General features: G+C 40.4%; 26 protein-coding genes. 9 read left to right on the top strand and 17 right to left on the bottom strand.

Annotated elements, in window-relative coordinates; translation table 11 throughout:
• Positions 1 to 23: 23 nt before the first annotated feature.
• Positions 24 to 470 (bottom strand): hypothetical protein, encoded by a 447-nt coding sequence (locus K9B36_RS11180; RefSeq protein WP_223702147.1) that lies wholly within the window; start codon positions 468 to 470, stop codon positions 24 to 26.
• 480 nt (positions 471 to 950) lie between these two features.
• Between K9B36_RS11180 and K9B36_RS11175 the strand changes: the two genes are divergently transcribed.
• From K9B36_RS11175 to K9B36_RS11165, 3 genes are all read left to right on the top strand, one after another.
• Positions 951 to 1118, top strand: a complete 168-nt coding sequence (locus tag K9B36_RS11175; protein ID WP_223702146.1) for a hypothetical protein — start codon at positions 951 to 953, stop codon at positions 1116 to 1118.
• Positions 1119 to 1179: 61 nt separating this feature from the next.
• A complete protein-coding gene (locus K9B36_RS11170) occupies positions 1180 to 1434 on the top strand; it encodes a hypothetical protein (protein WP_223702145.1) in 255 nt (84 codons plus the stop codon).
• Between the two features lie 27 nt (positions 1435 to 1461).
• Positions 1462 to 2055 carry a hypothetical protein gene (locus K9B36_RS11165; RefSeq protein WP_223702144.1) on the top strand — a complete coding sequence of 198 codons (594 nt, stop codon included), beginning with the start codon at positions 1462 to 1464 and terminating at the stop codon, positions 2053 to 2055.
• A gap of 195 nt (positions 2056 to 2250) precedes the next feature.
• Here the strand turns inward: K9B36_RS11165 and K9B36_RS11160 are convergent, their stop codons facing one another.
• The 8 genes from K9B36_RS11160 to K9B36_RS11125 all read right to left on the bottom strand — a co-directional run bounded on the left by K9B36_RS11160 (position 2251) and on the right by K9B36_RS11125 (position 9602).
• Positions 2251 to 2568 (bottom strand): hypothetical protein, encoded by a 318-nt coding sequence (locus tag K9B36_RS11160; RefSeq protein WP_223702143.1) that lies wholly within the window; start codon positions 2566 to 2568, stop codon positions 2251 to 2253.
• Between the two features lie 125 nt (positions 2569 to 2693).
• A complete protein-coding gene (locus K9B36_RS11155) occupies positions 2694 to 3191 on the bottom strand; it encodes a hypothetical protein (RefSeq protein WP_223702142.1) in 498 nt (165 codons plus the stop codon).
• 122 nt (positions 3192 to 3313) lie between these two features.
• Positions 3314 to 3940 (bottom strand): lysozyme inhibitor LprI family protein, encoded by a 627-nt coding sequence (locus K9B36_RS11150; RefSeq protein WP_223702141.1) that lies wholly within the window; start codon positions 3938 to 3940, stop codon positions 3314 to 3316.
• 861 nt (positions 3941 to 4801) lie between these two features.
• Positions 4802 to 5047: a cytoplasmic protein gene (locus K9B36_RS11145; protein WP_223702140.1), complete on the bottom strand. Its 246-nt coding sequence runs from the start codon at positions 5045 to 5047 to the stop codon at positions 4802 to 4804.
• Positions 5048 to 5086: 39 nt separating this feature from the next.
• Complete coding sequence (locus K9B36_RS11140) at positions 5087 to 7063, bottom strand: FtsX-like permease family protein (RefSeq protein ID WP_223702139.1); 1977 nt, start codon at positions 7061 to 7063, stop codon at positions 5087 to 5089.
• Positions 7053 to 7823, bottom strand: a complete 771-nt coding sequence (locus K9B36_RS11135) for an ABC transporter ATP-binding protein (RefSeq protein WP_223702138.1) — start codon at positions 7821 to 7823, stop codon at positions 7053 to 7055. Before K9B36_RS11135 ends, K9B36_RS11140 begins: the two co-directional genes overlap by 11 nt.
• Before the next feature lie 74 nt (positions 7824 to 7897).
• The gene (locus K9B36_RS11130; protein ID WP_223702137.1) at positions 7898 to 8911 is read right to left on the bottom strand and encodes a sensor histidine kinase; all 1014 of its coding nucleotides are present in this window, start codon (positions 8909 to 8911) and stop codon (positions 7898 to 7900) included.
• Positions 8904 to 9602: a response regulator transcription factor gene (locus tag K9B36_RS11125; protein WP_223702136.1), complete on the bottom strand. Its 699-nt coding sequence runs from the start codon at positions 9600 to 9602 to the stop codon at positions 8904 to 8906. The genes K9B36_RS11130 and K9B36_RS11125 overlap by 8 nt, the downstream gene beginning before the upstream one ends.
• Positions 9603 to 10067: 465 nt before the next feature.
• Between K9B36_RS11125 and K9B36_RS11120 the strand changes: the two genes are divergently transcribed.
• Positions 10068 to 10580, top strand: coding sequence for a GNAT family N-acetyltransferase (locus K9B36_RS11120; protein WP_223702135.1), 513 nt, complete (start codon positions 10068 to 10070; stop codon positions 10578 to 10580).
• A gap of 144 nt (positions 10581 to 10724) precedes the next feature.
• Here the strand turns inward: K9B36_RS11120 and K9B36_RS11115 are convergent, their stop codons facing one another.
• The 4 genes from K9B36_RS11115 to K9B36_RS11100 are packed head-to-tail and all read right to left on the bottom strand — an operon-like array spanning position 10725 to position 13461.
• Complete coding sequence (locus K9B36_RS11115; RefSeq protein ID WP_223702134.1) at positions 10725 to 11291, bottom strand: GNAT family N-acetyltransferase; 567 nt, start codon at positions 11289 to 11291, stop codon at positions 10725 to 10727.
• A gap of 16 nt (positions 11292 to 11307) precedes the next feature.
• Entirely contained in the window at positions 11308 to 11691 is a 384-nt protein-coding gene (locus tag K9B36_RS11110) for a VOC family protein (protein WP_223702133.1), read from the bottom strand.
• Positions 11688 to 12908, bottom strand: a complete 1221-nt coding sequence (locus K9B36_RS11105; RefSeq protein ID WP_223702132.1) for an MFS transporter — start codon at positions 12906 to 12908, stop codon at positions 11688 to 11690. Before K9B36_RS11105 ends, K9B36_RS11110 begins: the two co-directional genes overlap by 4 nt.
• Before the next feature lie 22 nt (positions 12909 to 12930).
• The gene (locus K9B36_RS11100) at positions 12931 to 13461 is read right to left on the bottom strand and encodes a GNAT family N-acetyltransferase (RefSeq protein WP_223702131.1); all 531 of its coding nucleotides are present in this window, start codon (positions 13459 to 13461) and stop codon (positions 12931 to 12933) included.
• Between the two features lie 436 nt (positions 13462 to 13897).
• On the opposite strand from K9B36_RS11100, the gene K9B36_RS11095 reads away from it, so the two are divergent.
• The 3 genes from K9B36_RS11095 to K9B36_RS11085 all read left to right on the top strand — a co-directional run bounded on the left by K9B36_RS11095 (position 13898) and on the right by K9B36_RS11085 (position 16643).
• On the top strand, positions 13898 to 15751 hold the full coding sequence (locus tag K9B36_RS11095; protein WP_223702130.1) for a M4 family metallopeptidase: 1854 nt from the start codon (positions 13898 to 13900) through the stop codon (positions 15749 to 15751).
• A gap of 142 nt (positions 15752 to 15893) precedes the next feature.
• Positions 15894 to 16190, top strand: a complete 297-nt coding sequence (locus tag K9B36_RS11090; RefSeq protein WP_223702129.1) for a hypothetical protein — start codon at positions 15894 to 15896, stop codon at positions 16188 to 16190.
• Positions 16191 to 16430: 240 nt separating this feature from the next.
• Positions 16431 to 16643: a zinc ribbon domain-containing protein gene (locus K9B36_RS11085; protein ID WP_223702128.1), complete on the top strand. Its 213-nt coding sequence runs from the start codon at positions 16431 to 16433 to the stop codon at positions 16641 to 16643.
• A 58-nt stretch (positions 16644 to 16701) separates the two neighbouring features.
• On the opposite strand, the gene K9B36_RS11080 is transcribed toward K9B36_RS11085, so the two are convergent.
• Positions 16702 to 17355 (bottom strand): glycosyltransferase, encoded by a 654-nt coding sequence (locus K9B36_RS11080; RefSeq protein WP_223702127.1) that lies wholly within the window; start codon positions 17353 to 17355, stop codon positions 16702 to 16704.
• Positions 17356 to 17534: 179 nt separating this feature from the next.
• Positions 17535 to 18497: a M20/M25/M40 family metallo-hydrolase gene (locus K9B36_RS11075; RefSeq protein WP_223702126.1), complete on the bottom strand. Its 963-nt coding sequence runs from the start codon at positions 18495 to 18497 to the stop codon at positions 17535 to 17537.
• A 302-nt stretch (positions 18498 to 18799) separates the two neighbouring features.
• Between K9B36_RS11075 and K9B36_RS11070 the strand changes: the two genes are divergently transcribed.
• Positions 18800 to 19657, top strand: coding sequence for an SDH family Clp fold serine proteinase (locus K9B36_RS11070; protein ID WP_223702125.1), 858 nt, complete (start codon positions 18800 to 18802; stop codon positions 19655 to 19657).
• Positions 19658 to 20039: 382 nt separating this feature from the next.
• Here the strand turns inward: K9B36_RS11070 and K9B36_RS11065 are convergent, their stop codons facing one another.
• Positions 20040 to 20204: a hypothetical protein gene (locus K9B36_RS11065; RefSeq protein ID WP_223702124.1), complete on the bottom strand. Its 165-nt coding sequence runs from the start codon at positions 20202 to 20204 to the stop codon at positions 20040 to 20042.
• An 80-nt stretch (positions 20205 to 20284) separates the two neighbouring features.
• Positions 20285 to 20746, bottom strand: a complete 462-nt coding sequence (locus tag K9B36_RS11060) for a hypothetical protein (RefSeq protein ID WP_223702123.1) — start codon at positions 20744 to 20746, stop codon at positions 20285 to 20287.
• 196 nt (positions 20747 to 20942) lie between these two features.
• Here K9B36_RS11060 and K9B36_RS11055 point away from each other — a divergent pair, with 196 nt between their 5' ends.
• The gene (locus K9B36_RS11055; RefSeq protein ID WP_223702122.1) at positions 20943 to 21530 is read left to right on the top strand and encodes a hypothetical protein; all 588 of its coding nucleotides are present in this window, start codon (positions 20943 to 20945) and stop codon (positions 21528 to 21530) included.
• Positions 21531 to 21602: the final 72 nt, after the last annotated feature.

The following is a 21602-nucleotide window of genomic DNA, read 5'->3' as shown; positions in this document are numbered from 1 at the left end:
AATTACTAGTTTACTAGGGATTTTTATTCCTCCCCACTTTCCAAAATATACGCTCTCATCCGATTGGTTGTCTTTGCGGATGTTTCATACACTTCGTCGCCAATCATGTACATAAAATAGCTCTTTTCATCCGCTTCACCGAGCCATAAATGAATTCCGTGCGCCGGTAAAGAACCTTCTTCCGTTGCTTTGTATTCTACCATAACGTCATAATCCGGATTTTCCAGAGGCGAGTCCCCGACATTTCTGGCAGTCGTGATAGCTTCCTTAAAAAACGCCACGGTTTCTTTATCATCAAACGAGTGCAGGAGAATCAGGTTCATATCGCCCGCACCCTCCGACTTTGCTACATTTACCTCTGCCAACGTTTCGTCCAACAAAACCATCGTTTCAAATGGAGAAGTTTGACAGCCTGCTAGAAGCAATAAGGTGGCCAATACAGTCATCAATATTTTACTAGTTTTTTTCATACGGAATCATCCTATCTACTCGAACTTTTACTTACATAGGTAAAACGTATGAGACGCTCTGAAAGTTTCATTTTTTGTATCCTATATTCAGATTGATTGTTGCTCTTATGTAGTAGAACACGATACCTCCATTGCTGGCGTGCTCTTGTCCTTTTTAATTTGGCTATGTTAAAGATGAGTGTAGATAATAGTTCTTCACCAGCGATGATTGGAGCAAAAGGCGGAGACTCCAACGGGAGATAGCGGTAGACTGGAGACCCCGCAGGCGCAGCCGAGGAGGCTCCAGCACCGCCCCGTGGACGCGTAGCCTTTTGCGGAAATCAACAGCGGCGTTTAAAGAGCCTTTAACTTAAAAAGCTACTCTTTAAGTGTAAAACTAATAACGATAAATTCCTTATTTTGGTGTATTCTTATAAGTAAGAGTAGATGGTAAAAGAACATTGATAGCTTTTTAGCCATAATAAAGGAGTGTTACATAAAATGAATGACCTGTTTGTAGTCTCAATCGTAGCAATTCTATTTTTAACTTATAAACTTATTATGGTACTTAAAAACAAGGAAGTGCCAAAAGGAAACAGGAGAATCGCATGGTCTTTATATGGGGTTTGTGTAGTTGGCTTAGTAATGGTTAACGTCTTCTTTACTTAAAACCATATCTACAATCGCTTTATTAGGAAAAATAAACTTACATAGGAAACGGGGAGAAAAGATGAGAGTATTCGCTTGGATTTTAATCACGTTTTATTTGATTATTACTGTATTCTGGATAGCAAATTCACCGTACTTATTTTCCACGTGGGGTGTATCTGTATGGTTAGTTTCGATTGTGTTTGGCTTAATCACATATAAACAAGTTAATGAAAATAACTTTCTAAGGAAACTAGTGTTGTATTCAACTTCCTTTATGGTGTTTTTGCTTATAGTAACTGGATTGATCCATTTAGTAGTATCTAGTATGCCTTAAGCATTCCTAAAATCCGTGAGGTGTTACATGATGTTTTCCAACGAACAATTACAAGCCTTAATAGAAGGTAAAATCACCGGGGACACGTTTCCTTATAATACATATAACAATCAAGAAATTGAAGCCCATATAAGACGGTTATTTCATCGCTTAAACCGGATTCCCAATTTAATTTGTGAGGCAGAGTGGAATCATTTTGGCAGTGGCTATGCTTCCTTTGTGGAATTTTTTTGCTATCGAAAGGAAGATGTTACTGTCGTTACCGAGAAATACGGAATGCAAGAGACTAAGACAAACGGAATTATCATAGATATTAGCCGCTTAGCAGCTGTAGCAATCATGGGGGAAGATGAACGACATAAAACCATTCGCATGGAAACAAACGAAGAAGTGGGTGGAGCGTATGGGACGTTACTAGATGGTACCCACCGATTAGCTATAAATAAGAACTTTCATAGAATAGCAGAAAAATTAAAACAGGCATTAGAAGAATTTGATTATGAACTTTTAGAAGATGAAAAGTTAAATCAACCTTTACCATTTCAAACTAAAATCCCAACAGTGTATCGCAGACCAAATCAGTACTTAGTGCTGGATGCTATTTTTTATTGGGAAGATTAGAATAGTAATGTATTTGTCCTTTGCCCGTCCTCTTCCCACGTAACGACAACACCAGTTATATGTAAAACCCCTCTTCTAATTACTGCAAATAATACTACTTAAAAGTATTCTCTCCGATAGCACTGTCACAGAAGCTACAGCTTTTTCCACTAAGGCCTCCGTTTGTTTAAAAACGTATGATTCAGAAATACGTTTTTATACCAATAACCAATAAGAAGAGACACCCAGGAGGAAGATTGTAATTATAAGTGTTATTGTGAAATCTTCTTTTTCTTTGTTAAATAACATTTCAATAAGTTCAACACTGTTAGATAACCCAGCAGTAAAAAACATACCAAAAATAAATATACTCGGGTCAACAGTTGAGTTACCCGAACTCACTAACCCTCCAATAGATACGATTAAAAGTCGAAGAACAAAGTACATTGCAAAAGCATCTAAAATCAATTTTAAAGCTAATAAGAAATTATTACTTTTTCTGTATCTTTTTTTTATCCTGCTTACCAATTCCATTTAACTCCTCCCCCTATTCATAAAGAAATGGAGTGGCTTGTTAAACTCTTCTTCCCGTTAGCATAAGACGCGACTATGTTAGTTGAACAAACGGAGAGCTTAATTGAATAATAATAGCAATTAACTCATTGCATCAGAGTCACTTGATTTCCTTGCTCGTCATATGCAATAAGATCATCTTCAGCTATAGGTTCATCGCTAAAAATAATCCAAAACGATAAATCTTGATAACTTATTTTCTTAGCAGGTTCCCCTCTAACTTCTACTTTCTCTACAACAGGGTTATTACTATTAAAATAGGATAAGTGAGACGGCATATGCTGATTCTTTTCAATTATTACTATTCCACCATCCTTATCAACACTACCTCCACGACCAATATTTTCTATTGAATCTGAAGATAAATCATAAATTGTGTGGAATATACTATTATCTGCCGTATAAAATCCAATGATAAAATTATCTTTAATTTCGTAATGAATAATTTCCTCATAATAATTTATCCCAGAATTATCTAATGCATTTATTAACTCTTCCTCATATGTAAATTTTTCATTTGAATTCGAACAACTTACCATTATCATTAAAAGTGCAATTAAAAAACCTAATTTGATTGTTTTCATAGTAACCTCCATTGGATTGTGGGTTCGGCAACAAATAGTAGTTATCCGCCTCTGACAGTTTCAAAGACTAATTGTGCACCTTCTATAGAAGGAATGGTTGATGTAGTTGTTTAAGTAAGTAATCACTTCATATAATTATCAACCAGCTCATAGCATCTTTCTTCAGTAAGATTTGCAAGCACAGCTACATATTCCAGGTGTTCTTGGGTGCCTCCTTTATATTCCAGTGATGCTTCCAATGCAGTATCATCTCGATATTGTAACCATTCCCGCTGTTCTTCTCTTAATTGTTCCATCTCTTCTGGCGAAAGTTGTTCCTGTAAAACTCCATAAATCTCGTTCAGCAATCTATCCCAAATCTCCCATCTATCATTTTCCACCTTTTTCAGAGCGTAGGTTGATGTATCTGTCGCTTCCAATTCTTCCGTTTCTTTTTTAGCATCATTTAATTTTTCGAGATATTCTTCCTTTAGACTATCTTCAGTATTATTAGTAGCCGAGTCTTCTTCTTTTGCAGATGTATCCTCTTTTTCATTAGCTTCAGTTTCTGCATCAGTGCTCTCAGTATTGGAAGCAGTTTCTGCTGCATCTTCTTTAGCAGATTCCTCATTTGCGCTTTGAGTTGAACTATTGTTTTGAGTCTGGTTGTCCATGTTTGCACCTGACTCATCAGAAGAGTTCCCACAAGCAGCCATGATAACTAATGCCGCTATTAACATTAGTGTTAAAAGATTTCTACTATTTTTCATTTCTTAGATCCTCCTAATTGAAAACATTCACATTTTTCTCTAGACGCTTTAGCCTTCATCATGCTTAATACCAATTATTTCAAAGTATGTCTTTCATCTCAACCCTTTTTTCTCAAAAAAGACACTTTCCTTGTTTCGGAAAAGTGCCCATTTCGGAATCGCGAATATTTTATGGAAACCTCTAAAAGTGAACAAATGTACAATCTCTGTGATCACACTTTTCAATACATACTGACTATGAAACAATCATTTCTTCCTTAAAATAAATACTTCTCTAATAAAAGCCCCTATAGCTGCTGATAGAAAAATGATAGCAATTAAGTTTATAACTCTTATAAATGTATGCGGGGTGTATATGACTAGAATGCTATGCATAATAACAATGAAGCCAAACATAACAGACATCAGAATAAGATAGTTCGGCGTTACTTTTCTTTGTTTAGTTATTGTGCTCACCCCTTTGGAAGGAAATTTTATTGCTTATGGTTTTGCCTTAGTTGGTGGTGGCGGTACATAATTTGTCGGTATGTGTCGAATGGCATTTATATTGCCTCAAATGGCTTATAAAATGAAAAAGTGGCTTATAAATTCAAAAGTTGGACAATAAAATGAAAAGTTGGATTATAAATCACAAAGTTGGATCAAATAATTTTTAGAGGCAGGAAAGTCTGACCAAAATCAGACTTTCTCGGACTTTAGAGTATTTTTTTACCACCCCGTTATAGCCACATGTATGGTATCCAACCCTAAATTACCTGAAGAACTTGGAGATTTAACATATCGGTCACAAAACGCACAGCTTTCTCCCACTAATTAGCCCGGTTCGCTAAAAATTGTAGATACATTCCCCCTCCAAGCACCCTAAAACCACACCTTATGCATCCCTTCTAAAAACTCTTCCGTAACAGAATAACCCGAACTCTCCCCAATCACCGAATCTATTCCGCAATAAGGGCAAAGGGCCGTTCTCCCATCATCGCACCATTCATGAATCTCTGATGGGCTGAAGATCTTTAAGCAATAAAAACAGCCACAAACCTTATCCTTCTCCAGTTCCTTACGGTGAAGGCTGCTGAAACGGTGTGCCTGATCGAAGTCTTTTTTCAATTCGTTCTCTCCTTTGGGAGGGAATCCCCTCCACTTGAATTATTCTTCTTTTATCACATGCTGCAGCATTTTTCTTTTAGCATAAAAATAGTAGCATGTTTGTATTAACAGATAGATGCCGGAAATGGTGAAGAAATGGAGGAAAAAAACTGGGTTCTCCATGATTCCTCCTACATCCTTGGCAAAGACAACAATGTAATGGAACGCTATTGCCGAACCGAGCAGTGGGGCGAAGAAGAACAACACCTTCAACTCGCTTGCGATCAGACGCCTGATTTCCTTTTTGGTGATTCCGATTCTAGACAGCTTCTGAAACTTCACTTTATCCTGATCCTTATTGGAAAAGATGTTCAGGTAGAGCAGAATGAAGGAGCCGAAGAAAAATAGGACGCTTATAAAGGTGGAGACGAAAAACATGATTCCACCGGAACTTCTTTGGTGATTGTAATCGGCTATTCTAGAAGCAGGTCCAAAGAGCTCCTCTTCTGTGTTATTCAAGAAATACTCTGTGTTAATAGGAGCAGTTGATGCATTGTATAGCATCAATCTACGCTCCAACTCCTCCACTGCAGCAGCTGACCCTTTCCAGTCTTCAACATTTATTAGATGAATCTTTAACTCATCGCCTGAGAGCTCATTCCTTATTTTCTCATAATCCTCATCGCTGACAACAAGAAAATCAGTGTGTACATAACTGAGAAAGTTGATGCGATTCACCACAATGGTGTCTTTCAGAGTTAAACTCAGCTGCTGTTCGTTGAGCGATATTCCCTTTTCGAAATCAGGGATTCCGCCGGAAAATTCTGGAGGTTGATTAAGAAAGTATAGGTATTCACCCTCGTCCACTGTATGGTCCTGCCCAACAATTCTGTTGAAATCCGACAATGGCATAAAAGTGAAACGGTGGAAAACATCCTCCCAATACCGATCTTGCCTGTGATGGTCAAACAACTGCAAGGTTAGGTGTTCTTTAATGCTACTATCCTTCTCCTCGAAAAGGGTGAATAGCTCCTGCTCTGAAAGAACATTTTTCGTTTCGCTCTCTACAAACGCGGCATCATATGGATTGCTATTCAGCACCTGTTTTTCGGTAGATTGATAGATAAACAGCAGCAAAGTGCTATAGAAGATAGTGACCATTCCCATAACCGTCACAAGCATCAAGATCGCGGTAAGCTGTTTAAATTTATTTTCCATGCTCGTCAGGAACAAAAGCTTTCGGTAATAAAAGGGTTTATTTTTCATGGCCATTCTGATGAAAAAGCTCATCGATTGGGAGAGTGCGAGATACAGCCCACATATTAGTGTGAGGGTACATATCCAGAGCGCAAATCCATCGCCACCCGGATTTGATTCGTTCAAATAGGTAAAATAAAGCAGCAAGGCCGAGCCAATGACAAGGACCACTCCGACTCCTCCAAGCATCGGACTTCTCAGCTTGATGGTATCGGCTGTCCGGTCACTTTTCAGGCTGTCACTGAGTGTTCGGAAAAGTGTCAGGTACAGCGTGATTCCGACAGATACGAGAAATACGAGCAGGAATGTACCAACAGAATAGATGAACATCTCAGCTGAAAGGTGAAACGGCACCTGCCCCATGCCGGCACTGTTCATCAACAGCAAAAAGAATAAGCGCGAAAAGACGGTACCTGCCAGAATACCGGTGGCAATGGAGGCTGCTGCCATAACTCCATTCTCGATTAGCAAGAGTTTTACGATATCCCTGTTCGACATGCCTAATGTCATCAAAAGGCCAAACTCTTTTCGCCTTCTTCTCATAAAAATTTTGTGAGCATAGTTGATGAAAAAGATGGTAAAAACTATGAGGGCAACCCCTGGAATGGCAAGTGCATCCTGGATCGATTCCAGCTCCTTAACCTCCACGATTCTTTTATTAAAATAGACCGTTGCATACATAAAGAAGAACAAGACAGCGAAGCTATTGCAAAGATAGTAGAAAAGATATTTCCCCTTATTCCCATGCGCCATCTTCCAAACAAGCTGATTAAAGGTCATGGCTTCTGCCTCCAAGGACGGCAAGGTTATCCATGATTTGATCAAGAAACTCTTTTCTATCTCCTTTTCTCACTATATAGGAATCAATATGACCATCTTTTATAAAGACCACCTTGCGACAGTAGCTCGCCGCAAACACATCATGTGTCACCACCAGTACGGTCGTTTGAAGCTCCTCTACTATTTTTTCAAAGCATTCCATGATGACCGAGGATGATTTTGAATCGAGATTACCTGTTGGTTCATCAGCAAAAATAATGCTCGGATCATTCACAAGCGCACGACTCACCGCCGTTCGTTGCTGCTGCCCGCCGGATATTTTGAATGGATATTTGCTTAGAATGTTATTGATTCCAAACAAATCAGCAAGCTCTTTTACTTTTTCCTCCATCTCAAAAGCGTCCCTTTTTTCCAACACCATCGGCACAAGGATATTCTCCCTCACCGTTAAGCTGTCAAGCAGATTAAAATCCTGAAAAACAAACCCCAGCTGCCTTCTGCGGAAAATTGCCAATTCCTCTCCGCTCATACCGCTGATTTCTAAGCCCCTAATCCTGACCTGCCCTGAAGTAGGTTTGTCAATGCCGCTTAACAGATGGAGCAACGTCGTCTTCCCACTTCCCGATGGCCCCATGATCGCAAGGAACTCTCCTTTTTCCACTGAAAGGTCCACTCCATCAATCGCCTTTGTTGCGCCTTCCCCACCTGTTTCTCCATATATCTTTACTAGCTTGCTTGCTTTTAAAATTGGTTCTGTCATCTTCATGCCCCCTCTTCTCTCTCTAATCCTACAAGGTTGCATTTCTCGTATCCATTCTTGCTACTAAAAATACCTTACAGTTTTGTAAGGTAGCGGATGGTGACGCTGGTTCCTGTGGAAACTTCCGATTCTATCGTAATGGTGTGATGCAGCTTATCAGCAATTTTTCTGCACAAGTAAAGGCCGATACCGGACGAGTTTCGGAACCTTCTCCCATTTTCCCCGGTAAAAAATGGCTCAAAAACCCGCTCCAAATCATAGGTGGGTATACCTGCCCCTTCATCGATAATGGAAAGCAGCGTTTCCCGTCCATCCCTTCTAACGGTGAGCCGCAGCTTCTTGCTGCCCTCTTTCATGCCGGAATATTTTATCGCATTGGAAAGAATCTGATCGAGCATTACTTCATTCCACTTTGAATCCGTAATAATGCGGACCACTTCCTCCTCACACTCGATCGCAGGAAAAAGAGAATGATAGATAAACTCGCTTTTTCTCGTATTAATTAATTTTCTTAGTGAAGCTAGGAGGTCAACTGAACCCGCCTCGAGGTCATTCTCAAAGCTGTCCATTCGAATCATTGTCAGTCCCTGTTCAATGCTTGTATGTAATCGTTTGTTCTCCAGTTGGATTTTCTCCAGTACCTCCAGATCTTCCAGTGTTTCTTTTTCCTTTTGAATAATCAGGTCCATCACCGACACCGGGGTCTTGAGATGGTGCATCCAGTGGGAGAGAAAATAAAGCCGCTCTTTATTCTGTCCCCTCAGTTCCGCGATTTCTCTCGAATGCTCACCTTGCATCTTGCGGATCACTTTGTGGAAAGCTTTCTGTTCTTCTGTATCTGGCTTGTATTCCGAATGCTGATCATCGAGCACCTTCTCGAGTGATTTATTCGCTGGAAAATAGCGGAACCAATCGATGACAAGGTATACCGCTAATAAAAATGCCCCGAGCGAGAGAGGATATAAAACTTCTGTATTCGCCGGTTCACTCAGATGAAAGAACGTAACCACTGCCAGCATATTTAGCAGGTAAAAGAGAATAAGCAGCGCGCGATCCTTTAGATACCTTTTGAAAATAGGCTTAGTCATCCGCTTCACCGCCGAGAGCAAGCATATACCCAACTCCCCTTTTACTATTAATCGCATTTGGCAATCCAAGGGCAGAGAGCTTCTGCTTGATTCGCGTCATATTAACAGTCAAGGTATTGTCATCCACAAACGTCAGCGCATCCCATACTTCTTCAATAAGAACCTCTCTTGGAATATAGGCGTTATACTGTTCCATGAGTTTTTTTAGCAGCTTATATTCATTTTTACTCAGTTCCATTCTATCATCCTGATAAGTGAGAACAAGGGTATGTGTATCAAGGGATAGTGCCCCTGCAGACACTTTATTGATATCCTGTACCGCATACTCCCCATAGGCTCTCCGAATTGCGGCCTTCACCTTAGACTGCAAGATCTCAAACGTAAATGGTTTGGTAATATAGTCATCCGCTCCCAGCTCAATCGCCATAATTTGATCCATTTCGGAGCTTCTGGCGGAAATAATGATGATCGGCACCTTTGACTGCTGGCGAATGCTTTTGCATAAAAAATAGCCGTCATAATAAGGCAGATTAATATCTAAAAGGACAAGGTCCGGTTGAATTTTTGAAAATTCTTCTGGGACATTTTGAAAATCCGTTGGCAGGTGAACTTCATACCCATACCGTTCCAAGTGGGCGCAAATGAGCTCACTTAACTGTGTGTCATCTTCCACAAGCATCAATCTGTGCATAGGCTAAACTCCTTTTTGCGGTCAAGCTTGAAAGTATACTAGTTTACTAGACGTATCTACAGACCTATTTTAACAAAGAATGTTTGGGAAGTGTCCTTTTGCTTTAGTTGAACGGAAGAGAATTCCTATATATTAAGGATATTCACTTCACCCTCTAATACAGCATTTCCTTAAATACAGTGGATATCATGATAACATCCTGCTGCCTTAATTGACGATTGAGCGGTTTAAAGGCATCAATAAATATGTTTAAATGAGCGAACTGCTTCACTGAAGAGGAAAGTTGTGAGGGTTATTGGTATCAAAGAATCTTGAAATTAAGGGAAGGACATTTATTAGATTCCTTTTATTTTCACCTCTTTTGAACGAATTTGTGTTAAGTTATCTTCCATTATTGTTGTAAATTTCAATTTCTTCTTTTATTTTAAAAGAGTTAATAAAATCATTTTATATGAGGTGAATGAAATGAATGGAGAAATAAGTATTGAAATAATGGATACGCTTAGCGGTAGTGAGTTAAGCCAGCTCACTGAATTGCTACTCGAAGTGGTTAATGAGGGGGCATCTATTGGGTTTTTACCACCTTTATCCGAAGAGGACGCTAGAGCTTATTTCGAATCTGTAATAAAGCAGACTAGTTTTTTAGTAGTAGCCAAGTTTGATAATGTAATTGTTGGTAGCGTCCAGTTACATTTAGCACCTCAGCCTAACGCTCGTCATAGATGTGAAATCGCAAAATTAATGACAAATTCAAGTGTTCGACGGAAAGGAATCGCTCGCTTGCTCATGAATAAGGCAGAGGAACTAGCAAGAGAAAGCAATCGTTCACTCGTAGTTTTAGACACTAGAGAAGGTGATCCATCCAATCTTCTATATAGCTCACTAAACTACATCGAAGCTGGTCGAATTCCTAACTATGCGAAGTCTGCAAATGGGAAATTAGACACAACGGTTTATTACTATAAATGTCTAATTTAGGGGTGAATTAATCTTCCCCCCTAAACGGAATCATGCCCATGAACGGCTCATATAACTTTAGGCCGCTTCACCCAAGTTTCAAATACTCCAATTAAAAAACGCCAGCATACCCGTTCCACCGATGACAAGTGCATGCTTCTTCATCTACCGCACCTTCGCATATACACAAGTGTCTCGAAGCTCTCCGTCCACACCGCGGTCATCATTCTGTAAGATTCCTTCGAGTGTATAGCCGTTTCGCTCTGCCACTGCACGACTCTTCCCATTTTTCGAATCACAGCGTATTTCCACACGGTTCGCCTGCAATTTCTCGAATGCAAAACGTCCAATCCCATCCACCGCTTCTGTTATATAGCCTTTTCCACTGTGCCTTGTGTCGATCCAGTAGCCGATCTCAAATTTCGGGACATCCCAATCTATTCGATGCAAACCGGACGAAGCAACAAATTCGCCTGTTTCTTTCAAAAAAACTAGTAATCTCAGATCCTCTCTTTTTAAGAACTGGACATAGCTTTCCCTGATATTTGCCTCCACATCTTCCACAGTCTGGTCTTTGTTGGCAAATGGCATCCAAGGCTTTAACTCAGCCAAGGAATGCGTGATCGCCTGGTGAACAGCTGCTCCATCTCCAGGCATCGGCATTCTGATTACTAGGCGGTCTGTTGTAAATTCGGATGGAAAATCTTTTAAAATCGGTTTACGGCTTGTCATTCCGCTCGCTCCTTCCTTAACTTTGTTCTACATTAAACTCAATGAGGTTATGGTCGGGATCACTACAAAAAATTTGGGCAAATCCACTTTTACTGTTGGGTTTTTCCAAAACCTCTATTTTATTCTCTTTTAAAAATTGCAGTGTCTGGTCATAGCTTTTCACCCGGATAGCAAAGTGCCCGTCCCTGCTGTCGAGCTTGCTGCTCTCCCGCAGTGTTTCCGCTTTGCTGTTTTGAATAAGATGAAGCTGCGCACTTCCAATCTGGTACCATGCTCCCGGAAAGCCAAAGTCAGGTCGCTTTATCTCGGCGAACCCAAGGATCTTCCCGTAGAAATGCTTCGATGCCTCAATGTCTGTTACGGATAAACTGATATGATGAAAATCTTCTATTTTAATCATAAAACCACTCCTTTACTTTCTTCAAAATACTCCTTTTTAGATGGGCGTAGAACTGTTACTAGTAAGGCTGCGGCTAGAAATACTCCACTGATGGAAAACACTATACACGCAACTTGTAAGGAAAACCAATCTGCTGCTACCCCTAAAATTAAGGTTAACATAATCTGAACCATTGCCTGCAGCATATCAGCAATACTTCCGAACCTCCCCATTATCTCCACCGGTACATTTTGCTGAAAAAAGGTGGCATAGCCTGCATTCGCAAATGCCATAAAAAATCCTAAGAACACAAAAGCCAATGTGGCAGTCAGAAAATCAAAGGAGGCGTAAAACATAAGATAACCAACGGAAGTGAAAAACATTCCTGCACCAATATAGTACCGAAGCTGCACCTTTTGGGAAATCATGGCCGCTACCGCTGCTCCTGCAAGTGCACCGAGTCCTGTTAAACTTACAATCCATCCATAATCCTGATCCGACAGCATCAAATGCTGCTTAATAAAAGTAACCTCTTGTGAATCTAGTGCAAAGCCAGTCAGCATCGCTCCTTGAAATAAGAGATAAACAATCACAAAATAGGAGGCACCCCTAGCAAATCTTTTCACCGTTCTCCAGTCTCCAACGAGCATGTTCCATGTTACAGGGTCCCGCTTCTCTTTTACCTCGGTGTCCACATCCGGCAGCAGGTAGATGAACCATGCACAAACAAGGAATGTGACTGCATTAATGTAAATGCATAAGTCTGTCCCGAAAAGCATGATAAGCACGCCGGCAATCGCCGGGCCCAATAAGAAAGCGCCGGAACCAGCCATGCTCATAAGTGAGTTAAAGCGTTTTCTATTTTCAGCAGGAATCAATTTCGTTATGTACACCGAAGAGCTTGGTCCAAAAAAAGCACCCGCTATATTAATCAGCAGTAAAATAAAGTAGATAAACCAAAGCGATTCAATAAGGGGAATGAGAAACACGAGCAGACCGCGTATAACATCGACTCCGATCATCAGCTTTCTTTTATTCACCCGGTCAATGACACTTCCTGCCCAGGTGTTTGTAATTAAGATCGCAATCGGTCGGATTACATATAGCCCAGCAACAGCCGCAGCCGAACCTGTAAGATTGAGTATAGAAAGATTAATCGCAATAAGATAAATCCAACTTCCTAAATAGGACACTCCGATCCCAGCGAGGAGTAGAATGGAATATTTCCAGCTTTTCATTTATTCACCAACTCTTAAACTGCTATTTTTTGTAATCCTCTTTTAACAGCCCATAGTATACCAGGTCTACGTATTTTCCAAACCTTACTGCATGCTGCTTCCACGTTCCTTCATAGCTCATGCCCACCTTTTCCATGATGCGCCAAGAGCCTGGATTATCGGCATATGCCCCTGCGAAAATTTTATTGAGCTTTAAATCGGTAAACCCATGCTCTATTACTGCCGTTGCCGCTTCTGTGCCATACCCTTGGCCCCAGTATGGACGGCCGATCCAATAGCCCAATTCTCCCCGCTCATAGGCAGGTGTCAGTTTATTGGAAATAAGACCAATCAGACTTTCCTTTTCTTTATCTATGATGGCAAATGTCACAATGTCCTTTGCCCCACCCATCCGCTCGATAAAATCCTTTGCACCGCCTATTGGATAAGGATGCGGTACCGTCAACGTTGTCTTCGCAAGCTCATAGTCGCTTGCCAACTCCTCAATCCGCTCCGCATCCTCGAGTTGCATCGGACGGAGAGTCAGCCTTGTCGTTTCTAGTGTTTTTGTCATCTAGCATCCCTCCTTGAAAAAAATTGATTGCTTTATTTTAGCATTTATCCAATTGTTTTTTGAATATTTTTTATTTATTTTGATAGATTTCTAGAAAAAATTGTATTTTTTAGTGCTATTCACCTATGGGACATGTACTTGAATAAAAATCTATCCTTCTATCTATTTAATTTAAGGCTATCTTTTTCCTTTATCAGAGACAGGTTTTATAAAAAATAGTGTTATATTCCCACCTACTTTATTACGTTAATGCAACATAAGTCATAGCGAAACTTGTCATTTTACATGCAATCCCTTGATTAGGAAGGAAGGCGAGTTGAAAAATAGTCTGAATAGTCTGTTTACATATTCACTTCCCTATTCTACGATGAGATTGTCGAAATATCGGAACCCGATAATTTCGCAACACAAAATAGTTAGAGGGGAAGGGTTGCAATTGAAGAAAATTTTTATTTTGGCAGCAGTAGTTTTTCTGATTTTCTCCGGTCTTTTTTCAGGGGGACCATCTGAGGCAGCGAACTCATTGCAGGAGTTCAAAAGTAAGGGAAAAGTAAGAGTGGTCGACAATAAAGGCAAGCAAGGGCCACCATCCTTTGTTGCAGGAATCTTATCCGAGAAACATGCTAATGGGAATGCACAAAGTGCGAAAAAGTTCTTAGGCAAGCATAAAGATTTCTTCAAAATGAACAATCCTGAAAAAGATCTAAAAGAAGTAAAAACCACAAAAGACGCTCTAGGGATGACACATGTCCGTCTTCAACAAACGAAGAACGGCGTCCCGGTTGACCGCAACGAACTTAATGTCCATTTTAATGACGAAAACGTAGTAACAACTGTTAACGGCAACTATGATGTGAAATTAGACTCCCTCGATATTGACACTACACCAGCGATTCAGGCAAAAGAAGCGGTGAGTGAAGCAAAACTTGCAGTAAATGCGCCAGCGGATGTTCCTTTTGAAACCTCCGAATTGGTTATCTATCCGCTCGATGAAAACTACCACCTCGCATACCGTATCAACCTTGAATTTTTTGAAGGAGAGCCAGGCAACTGGTATGTATATGTGGATGCAAAAAATGGAAAGGTATTGGATCAATACAATGCCGTCACAGGCCTTGGCTTTTTTGAAGATGTGATGGGAGAGGAGATTGCTCAAGGGACAGCTGCCCTGAAATCGGAAAAAGGACCGAATCCAAAGGCGATTGAAAATGCCAGCAAACTGAAGCCGTCAAGAGGATCTGGTCTAGGAACAAACGGAATTACGAAGCTGCTCAACCTTTCTCATGGAAACGTTCCGGATAGCGGGACAGGTGCACAGTTCTATCTTGCCGATTACAGATCCACTCAGATGGATGGGATCTTAACGTACAATATGAAAAATACCTCCAACCAAATTTGGTTATATTCAAATAAAAGCGCTTCTTGGAAGGATGTAGAATATAGCGGCGACAGCAGTTCATGGGAGACGGTTGGACAGGGTCCGGCAGTTGATGCACACTCCAACTCCCGTATCGTATACGACTACTTCCTGAACAACCATGGACGCAACTCGCTTGATGGCAACGGCATGGCAATCCGCTCCAGAGTTCACTTCTGGACGGCGTACAACAACGCTTTCTGGAGCAATGGCATCGCAATGATGACCTATGGTGACGGAGATGGCCAGCAGTTCATCCCACTTGCATCCCTTGATGTTACCGCCCACGAAATGACCCATGGCATCACCCACTATAATGGTGGCTTGCGTTACCGTTTTGAAACAGGAGCTATCAATGAAGCGTACTCTGATACATTTGCAGCACTTGTAGACGACAGCAACTGGGAAATCGGAGAGGACATCATCGGGGAAGCGTGGCTGGAAAATGGCAGAACAGCATTGCGCAGCAGTGAAGACCCTGGAAAGTTCCCTGTAGGTGCCGTATACTTCCCTTACAGCATTGATGGGGAAGGACGCTACCCAGCACATATGGATGAGTACTACTACCTCCCTTCCAACATGGATAACGGCGGCGTACACATTAACTGTACAATTCTTCAACACTCCGCTTTCCTTGTAGCCGAAGAATATGGCATGGGTCGTGACGTAGTAGCGGATACTTGGTATCGTGCCTATGACTATCTGCATTATGATGCAAGCTTCGCAGAGTTCCGTGAAGCAATTCTGCAATCTGCAATCGATCTTTATGGTGAAGGCAGTGAGGAATTTAATGCATTCCTTGGTGCATTTGATGATGTAGGTTTATATGAAGGCTGGAGTGTGGAGGATAATCCAAGAGCGCCAAGGTTTTAAACTCTAACACAACGAATAAAAAAGCCGTTTCCTGCGACGATCGCGGTGAAGCGGTTTTTTCTTTTTCTCCTTCCCTACCTTCTACACTTAATAAAGCCCACCCACATACAATATGCAGAATAATTAAGGAGGTATGTAATGTATGTATGACAATTATGCAGGTTCTCACTATGAACAAGATCAACGAATTCTCCCTCTTGCGCTTCTCGGAGCAGCCGGGGCTGCAACAGGCGGGTTTGGGTTTGGGTATGGCAGGCCAGGATTTGGCTACCCTGGATATGGCTATGGTTTCGGAAGACCTGGCTTTGGCTATGGCTACGGATATGGACGTCCCGGATTTGGCTACGGGAGACCTGGTTTCGGTTATGGACGCCCTGGATTTGGTTACGGGGGACCTGGTTTCGGCTACGGACGCCCTGGATTTGGCTACGGCTACTAAAACTTCTCATGCAGTGGAGGGAACGGCTTTTGGCTGTTCCCTTTTTGTACATAAGAGCAATTTCAAATTTGTAAGATCGGTCTCCACCTCGCACATCTTCCCCAATGCAAGCACACGGTTTCAGGCACGCTTATGGGATTTGCATTTTTTCAAGGACCTACAATGCGATTGTGAAACCTTCCCCCTCTGCATACGTATTACCATGTAGAGTACATTCTTAATAACCAGGGGGAATGTTTAATGGAGAACAAAGGCAAAGGCTGTATAAAATGCGGTTCTAACAGTGTCGGCACAAAAGAGATTGCTACAACGGGTACAGGGCTGTCCAAAATGTTTGATATTCAGCACAATCGCTTTATTGTTGTGTTTTGCAAAAACTGTGGTTACTCGGAATTCTATAACAAAGAAACCTCCACTGCCTCAAATGTTATTGACTTCTTTTTTGGGGGATAAATTGCACAGAAAAACCGAGTATAAAAGGTTCATTTTTATACTCGGTTATATTTATGCTTTAAAACTTATCGGGGAATTGCTTCACAATGCCTTCTGTAAGCGCGTCAGCCAGTACTATAATATGGTCTTCTCCTTGATCAAAAGCGATAATACTTGCATCCCAATCCTTTTTAATTCTTGCCATCACATCATCTGTGACCATTTTCAAATGCGTATACAATAAGTCTTGTAATGCAGCATTCGTCCAATTCGGATTAGCACTGCTGAGGAACTGAACAATATCATCAGCGTTTTTATACCATTCTGTATTGTACTTCTCAACATTAGCCTGGTCTCCACTTTTTGCTGCGGCCACTAACTTTCCTGCAATAAGAATGTGATCTCTCAGCAATTCAGTCAGCTTGTTACCTGCACTGTCCCCATAATAAGGCTTTATTGCATTTCCGATATCCTCCTGATTCTTCAATAACCTTTCCAGTACCTTTTCTTGATCTTCCATTCCTGCTATGGCACTTACAATATAATTCCTTGTCCATATCGTATGGTCAATCCAGAGCTTCCTTAATTCGCCCTTAAGCTGTACTTCCGCTTGACTAAAACACTCATTTTCTCTGCACTCGGTTCCATTTGCCTGTGCTTCCACGGTTACAAAGAACAAAGAAAAGGACATCAACAGAATGGTTAACTTTAAACAAAGTTTCCTCAAATTCATCTTCTCCTTTTAAAAAATTGCATGGATGTTCCATTATTGTTAGTTTTTTTAGGAATTTTACTCTTACAAACAACAAAACTCCAAGTTGCTTTTTGGCTATTCGGTGTCTTCTTTTTTGCATAAAAAATACTCCCCTTTAGGCATCAGACTACCTAAAGGGGAGCATAAATGACTCCGACTTAATTTGTTTTGGATGTGCTTGTTTTGTTGGTGAATTTCAACAAGTCAATCAGGACAGTAGAATAGGTTGATAGTCTTTCTTCCAATCTGCCAGGGAAGGCCTGTTGAATGAATTTCAACGTGTCATTACTGGTATGCCATATTCCGCCATACTCTTCAGTCTGCTCATATCCATCCTGGTCCCCGATCTCCCAGTTTGTTGATTCGAAATAAGCATAGGGAATTCCCGCATTATGGAATGGAGCATGATCACTCCAATCACCAGTTGTTCCAGCAGGGTAATCAGGATTTAATCCTTCGTTAATGCGAAGGTCCAATTTTTTCTTTTCAGCAATCGCCAGGGCTTGCTCACGCAAGAATCCTTCCTCACCCAGACTCCCATGAACATACATATAATCTCCTGCAGCTAAGCTATCCAGATTGATCATTCCGATTGTATTCTGAATATCTTCTTGACTCATTTGACTGACAAAATAGTTGGATCCTTGCAGTCCGACTTCCTCCGCTCCAAATGCCACAAACACAATGCTATATGGTGTAGGTATCTTTTTCAAGACTTCAGCAGCTTCAAGCATGACAGCAACACCAGAAGCATTATCATCTGAACCTTTTCCAACTGCTACAGAGTCGTAGTGCGCTCCTACAACTAATACTTTTTGACTTTTACCCGGTTTAAATGCCACCACATTGGCGGAATCGTGCGAGGTTCCTCTGCGTACATAGGAGAAATCCTGAACATTCGTTTCATAACCCATTTCATCGAATTGAGCTTTTATATACTCCTTTGCCTCGGCTTCTTCACTCGAAGCAGCTACACGGGCACCGATTGTTTCAGACAGATACTGAACATGCTCATAGGATAGTGACCCTTTTTTATGTACCAAAGAAGCTCCATTGGCAGCGGAAACCGCTGACACTGCCACCATCCATATTAATGTTGTTACTAACATGACCTTCTTCATTATTAATGCCCCCTGTTTATAATTATTAATATATATGTATAATTATAAACTCAAAGATTAGTATATTCAACATTTAGCTAAACTATATACACAAAATAGGTAGTATTATCTATTTTGACTATTTCTGAAGCTGTGGTTAAAATTACCAGTACCGCTAATACATATTTTCTTTATCCCTAGTTTTATATCTCCACTTTTTGGACGATATTAATACGGACGGGCAGGTTCTAGGCTCTGTTTTTTCAGCATATACAGATAATAACTCGTGCCTATGGACAAGCCTATAAAGTGGAGGGAGAAAGATGAGATTACAAGATATTAAATCGTTGGAAAGCTTGAGGAACTCTAGTATTATCCTTTTGGTAAGCGGTATGCAGGAAGATGTTTTAGAACCTTTGGCCAGACACCTGGAGGCCATAGAGGAACCAGGGCGATTATCCCTTTTTCTAAGAACCGGCGGTGGCGATACAACCACGGCTTTTAATATAGTAAATATGATTAAACAGTACTTCAAAGAGTTTGAGATTATCATCCCGACAGTTGCCCATAGTGCTGGGACATTGCTGAGCTTGGGGGCAAGCAAGCTTGTTATGACCAAGCAGGCAAGCTTAAGCCCTTTTGATCCGTCTGTACGCAATGATCGTATTAACAACGGGATGAATATTAGCTGGCGGGATATGAATTATTTTATGACTAGTGCAAGTATGAGTAATAGCGAAGTTGAAACGAAGCCGTTACATGCACTGATTGAAAGTCAAGTTCACCCTCTGCTGATCGGGCATGCCGAAAGAACTGTCGCTCAGATAAGAACTTATGCCCCAATTCTTATTGGAAATGAAAGCAGCCGTCCACCAGAAGAGATCATCCATCAGTTCCTTGAATCTAACACCCATCATAACTATCGATTCTATCGCGATGAGGTGGAAAGAATCGGTCTTTCCGTTGTTCATCCAACAAAGGTCGAAGAAAAGCTGATCCTCTCCATTTTTGATGACATAGCTAAAGAACTGGATTTGAACAATCATGATCATAAGCGTGGGAAAGTAAAGGCACTGATCGAATCAACCGAATACGGCAAAACACTATTCATTCATACAGAGGACTATGAGGGCTGGGTTGATGAAAGCGAGCGGTTTAGGAAGGCTAAAAAGTTATCGTGATAATTTTTGAATACAAATAGAAGCGCTTGGATAATTTAATCCAGGCGTTTTGATTTTTTTGGGGGGAGAATGTAAGTGAGTATTAAAACTGTGCTGAAGCATCAAATTTTGCGAAAACAGCCTTTTTTTAATAGGAAATTGGCTTTTTTATTAGAGCAGGTGGCAAAATAGCGCTTTTTCCCCTCTCACAAACGGTATAAATAAGGGATATAGTAATCATTCATGCTACTTTTCCCCATCTATCTAACAACTTTACCTATTTTCATCTAACAACCTTCACATCTCATTAATAATCCGGACTTTCATGAGGTTCCTTAAACCATATGCTAAGCAACAAAACGAAAACCGCCCACCATCAAAATCCAAATCAGTATCCCGTTACTTATCTATCTTTATTTTGAACATGTCTAAACCAATCAATCACAGCTCCAATAAATGTTCCTAAAGCAATACCAAGAGCCAGCTGATCAAATGCTGCCCCAAGTGCAACTCCTATCGCAATACCCACACCTAAGAATGCGACTTTCCCACTATCTTTTTTATTCACAGAACGCACTTCCTTTTTCTTATGTCATCTTTATTCAGTGTGAATAAACGAATGGCTCCCCCTATTTAACAGTGGAAGCACTAGTATAAGTCTATTCTCTCTTTCACGTTTTCCTTTTCACTTGTATCCCACCACTCTACAATCATATAAATCTCACTTATATCACCAAGTGTAATTTGGACACCTTCTTCATTTAAATATGCTCCACCTTCTATTGTTCCTATTGATTTTTCTGCAATATTTATGCTATCACCCGAGACCGACCCACTGTGAACTAGTGTATCTTGATTAGAGATGGCTGCATAAGTCCTGAATTGAAAAAAATCCGATTTATATTCATTTTGATTTTTCATCTGTAAAATACCATTACCTGCTTTAAAGTTCTCCGCTGAAATCTCCACTTCATACCCGTTTAAGTTCCAGTTTTCACTTTCTCCATTAAGGACCAAGTGATCCCTCTTATTAGTTTCTTCATGAATACAGCCAGATAGTATAATTAATGAAATCAACATTAGTTTTAACACACTGTTACTCTTCTTCACTCTATCCCGCCTTTTTTATAATAATATTTATTTTGTTACAGAAATCCCCAGCAACATGGTGTTTTATGGTAAAATTTGTAGATAAGTGATACTTTTACCTTCATTGGTCTACTTTTAATCTATAGGTGCAAACCTTATGCACTATAAGCCGCAGTAAAGAAAATTATGTATGGTACTGGGGGGCGTATAAACTACAATGAAAACTAAGCTTGCTAAAATTCTCACAACATCGTTCATACTAGTTCTATTCATTGTTTCAGGTTGCACTGATGTAAATACTGAACATAAGGATATGGAGAGCATAGCCATTGAACTAGAGAAAAGACCAGTAAATCAATTTCAATCGCAAAGTGATAATTACAACATACAAGGGAAAATATTTAAGAGCTTATTAGAAGACAGGGACGTTATTAATTTTGAAGTCATACTTGATGAACCTAAATCCGAACTTTTAGATTTAACTGTTACATTTGTTCTGAATGAGGATTTAATACATTACTTACACGCTAATTTCTTTTTCACATCAAATTTATTTAGTACATCTAACCTTTCTCCTGATGGCGAGGAAAAAGGATTGGGTGTATCCAAATCTTTCTCCTTGCTACCTGATGACCATGTGTTAAAGTATGAAAAATTTGATAAAGAAACGTTTAAATCCTTGATTGAGCAGATTAAAGTTAAGACATCTTGGAGAGATACAAACGGAAATGAACATAGTGAGTATATTTTACTCGAAGGTAAAAATATATCTATAGATGAAACTATCTATACTTTGTTTGAATAGAAAAACAAAATAATGCAGGACGGAAAGAGAACAAACTTTTCCGTCCTGCTTTTTTGGGTTGCTTTGTTTTCT

This window comes from Sutcliffiella deserti (assembly GCF_020037475.1).
In the GTDB taxonomy this organism is placed as follows: Bacteria; Bacillota; Bacilli; order Bacillales; family Bacillaceae_I; genus Sutcliffiella_A; species Sutcliffiella_A deserti.
This window is presented reverse-complemented; position numbering and strand designations above follow the sequence as displayed.

What these genes read in the sequence shown, in the direction of transcription:
- K9B36_RS11155 (WP_223702142.1), bottom strand. Translation starts at nt 3,191, where the DNA reads ATGAAAACAATCAAATTAGGTTTTTTAATTGCACTTTTAATGATAATG.
- K9B36_RS11080 (WP_223702127.1), bottom strand. Translation starts at nt 17,355, where the DNA reads ATGAATTTGAGGAAACTTTGTTTAAAGTTAACCATTCTGTTGATGTCC.
- K9B36_RS11160 (WP_223702143.1), bottom strand. Translation starts at nt 2,568, where the DNA reads ATGGAATTGGTAAGCAGGATAAAAAAAAGATACAGAAAAAGTAATAAT.
- K9B36_RS11100 (WP_223702131.1), bottom strand. Translation starts at nt 13,461, where the DNA reads ATGACAAAAACACTAGAAACGACAAGGCTGACTCTCCGTCCGATGCAA.
- K9B36_RS11120 (WP_223702135.1), top strand. Translation starts at nt 10,068, where the DNA reads ATGAATGGAGAAATAAGTATTGAAATAATGGATACGCTTAGCGGTAGT.
- K9B36_RS11180 (WP_223702147.1), bottom strand. Translation starts at nt 470, where the DNA reads ATGAAAAAAACTAGTAAAATATTGATGACTGTATTGGCCACCTTATTG.
- K9B36_RS11055 (WP_223702122.1), top strand. Translation starts at nt 20,943, where the DNA reads ATGAAAACTAAGCTTGCTAAAATTCTCACAACATCGTTCATACTAGTT.
- K9B36_RS11105 (WP_223702132.1), bottom strand. Translation starts at nt 12,908, where the DNA reads ATGAAAAGCTGGAAATATTCCATTCTACTCCTCGCTGGGATCGGAGTG.
- K9B36_RS11130 (WP_223702137.1), bottom strand. Translation starts at nt 8,911, where the DNA reads ATGACTAAGCCTATTTTCAAAAGGTATCTAAAGGATCGCGCGCTGCTT.
- K9B36_RS11110 (WP_223702133.1), bottom strand. Translation starts at nt 11,691, where the DNA reads ATGATTAAAATAGAAGATTTTCATCATATCAGTTTATCCGTAACAGAC.
- K9B36_RS11125 (WP_223702136.1), bottom strand. Translation starts at nt 9,602, where the DNA reads ATGCACAGATTGATGCTTGTGGAAGATGACACACAGTTAAGTGAGCTC.
- K9B36_RS11175 (WP_223702146.1), top strand. Translation starts at nt 951, where the DNA reads ATGAATGACCTGTTTGTAGTCTCAATCGTAGCAATTCTATTTTTAACT.
- K9B36_RS11150 (WP_223702141.1), bottom strand. Translation starts at nt 3,940, where the DNA reads ATGAAAAATAGTAGAAATCTTTTAACACTAATGTTAATAGCGGCATTA.
- K9B36_RS11165 (WP_223702144.1), top strand. Translation starts at nt 1,462, where the DNA reads ATGATGTTTTCCAACGAACAATTACAAGCCTTAATAGAAGGTAAAATC.
- K9B36_RS11115 (WP_223702134.1), bottom strand. Translation starts at nt 11,291, where the DNA reads ATGACAAGCCGTAAACCGATTTTAAAAGATTTTCCATCCGAATTTACA.
- K9B36_RS11090 (WP_223702129.1), top strand. Translation starts at nt 15,894, where the DNA reads ATGTATGACAATTATGCAGGTTCTCACTATGAACAAGATCAACGAATT.
- K9B36_RS11135 (WP_223702138.1), bottom strand. Translation starts at nt 7,823, where the DNA reads ATGACAGAACCAATTTTAAAAGCAAGCAAGCTAGTAAAGATATATGGA.
- K9B36_RS11070 (WP_223702125.1), top strand. Translation starts at nt 18,800, where the DNA reads ATGAGATTACAAGATATTAAATCGTTGGAAAGCTTGAGGAACTCTAGT.
- K9B36_RS11085 (WP_223702128.1), top strand. Translation starts at nt 16,431, where the DNA reads ATGGAGAACAAAGGCAAAGGCTGTATAAAATGCGGTTCTAACAGTGTC.
- K9B36_RS11140 (WP_223702139.1), bottom strand. Translation starts at nt 7,063, where the DNA reads ATGACCTTTAATCAGCTTGTTTGGAAGATGGCGCATGGGAATAAGGGG.
- K9B36_RS11075 (WP_223702126.1), bottom strand. Translation starts at nt 18,497, where the DNA reads ATGAAGAAGGTCATGTTAGTAACAACATTAATATGGATGGTGGCAGTG.
- K9B36_RS11170 (WP_223702145.1), top strand. Translation starts at nt 1,180, where the DNA reads ATGAGAGTATTCGCTTGGATTTTAATCACGTTTTATTTGATTATTACT.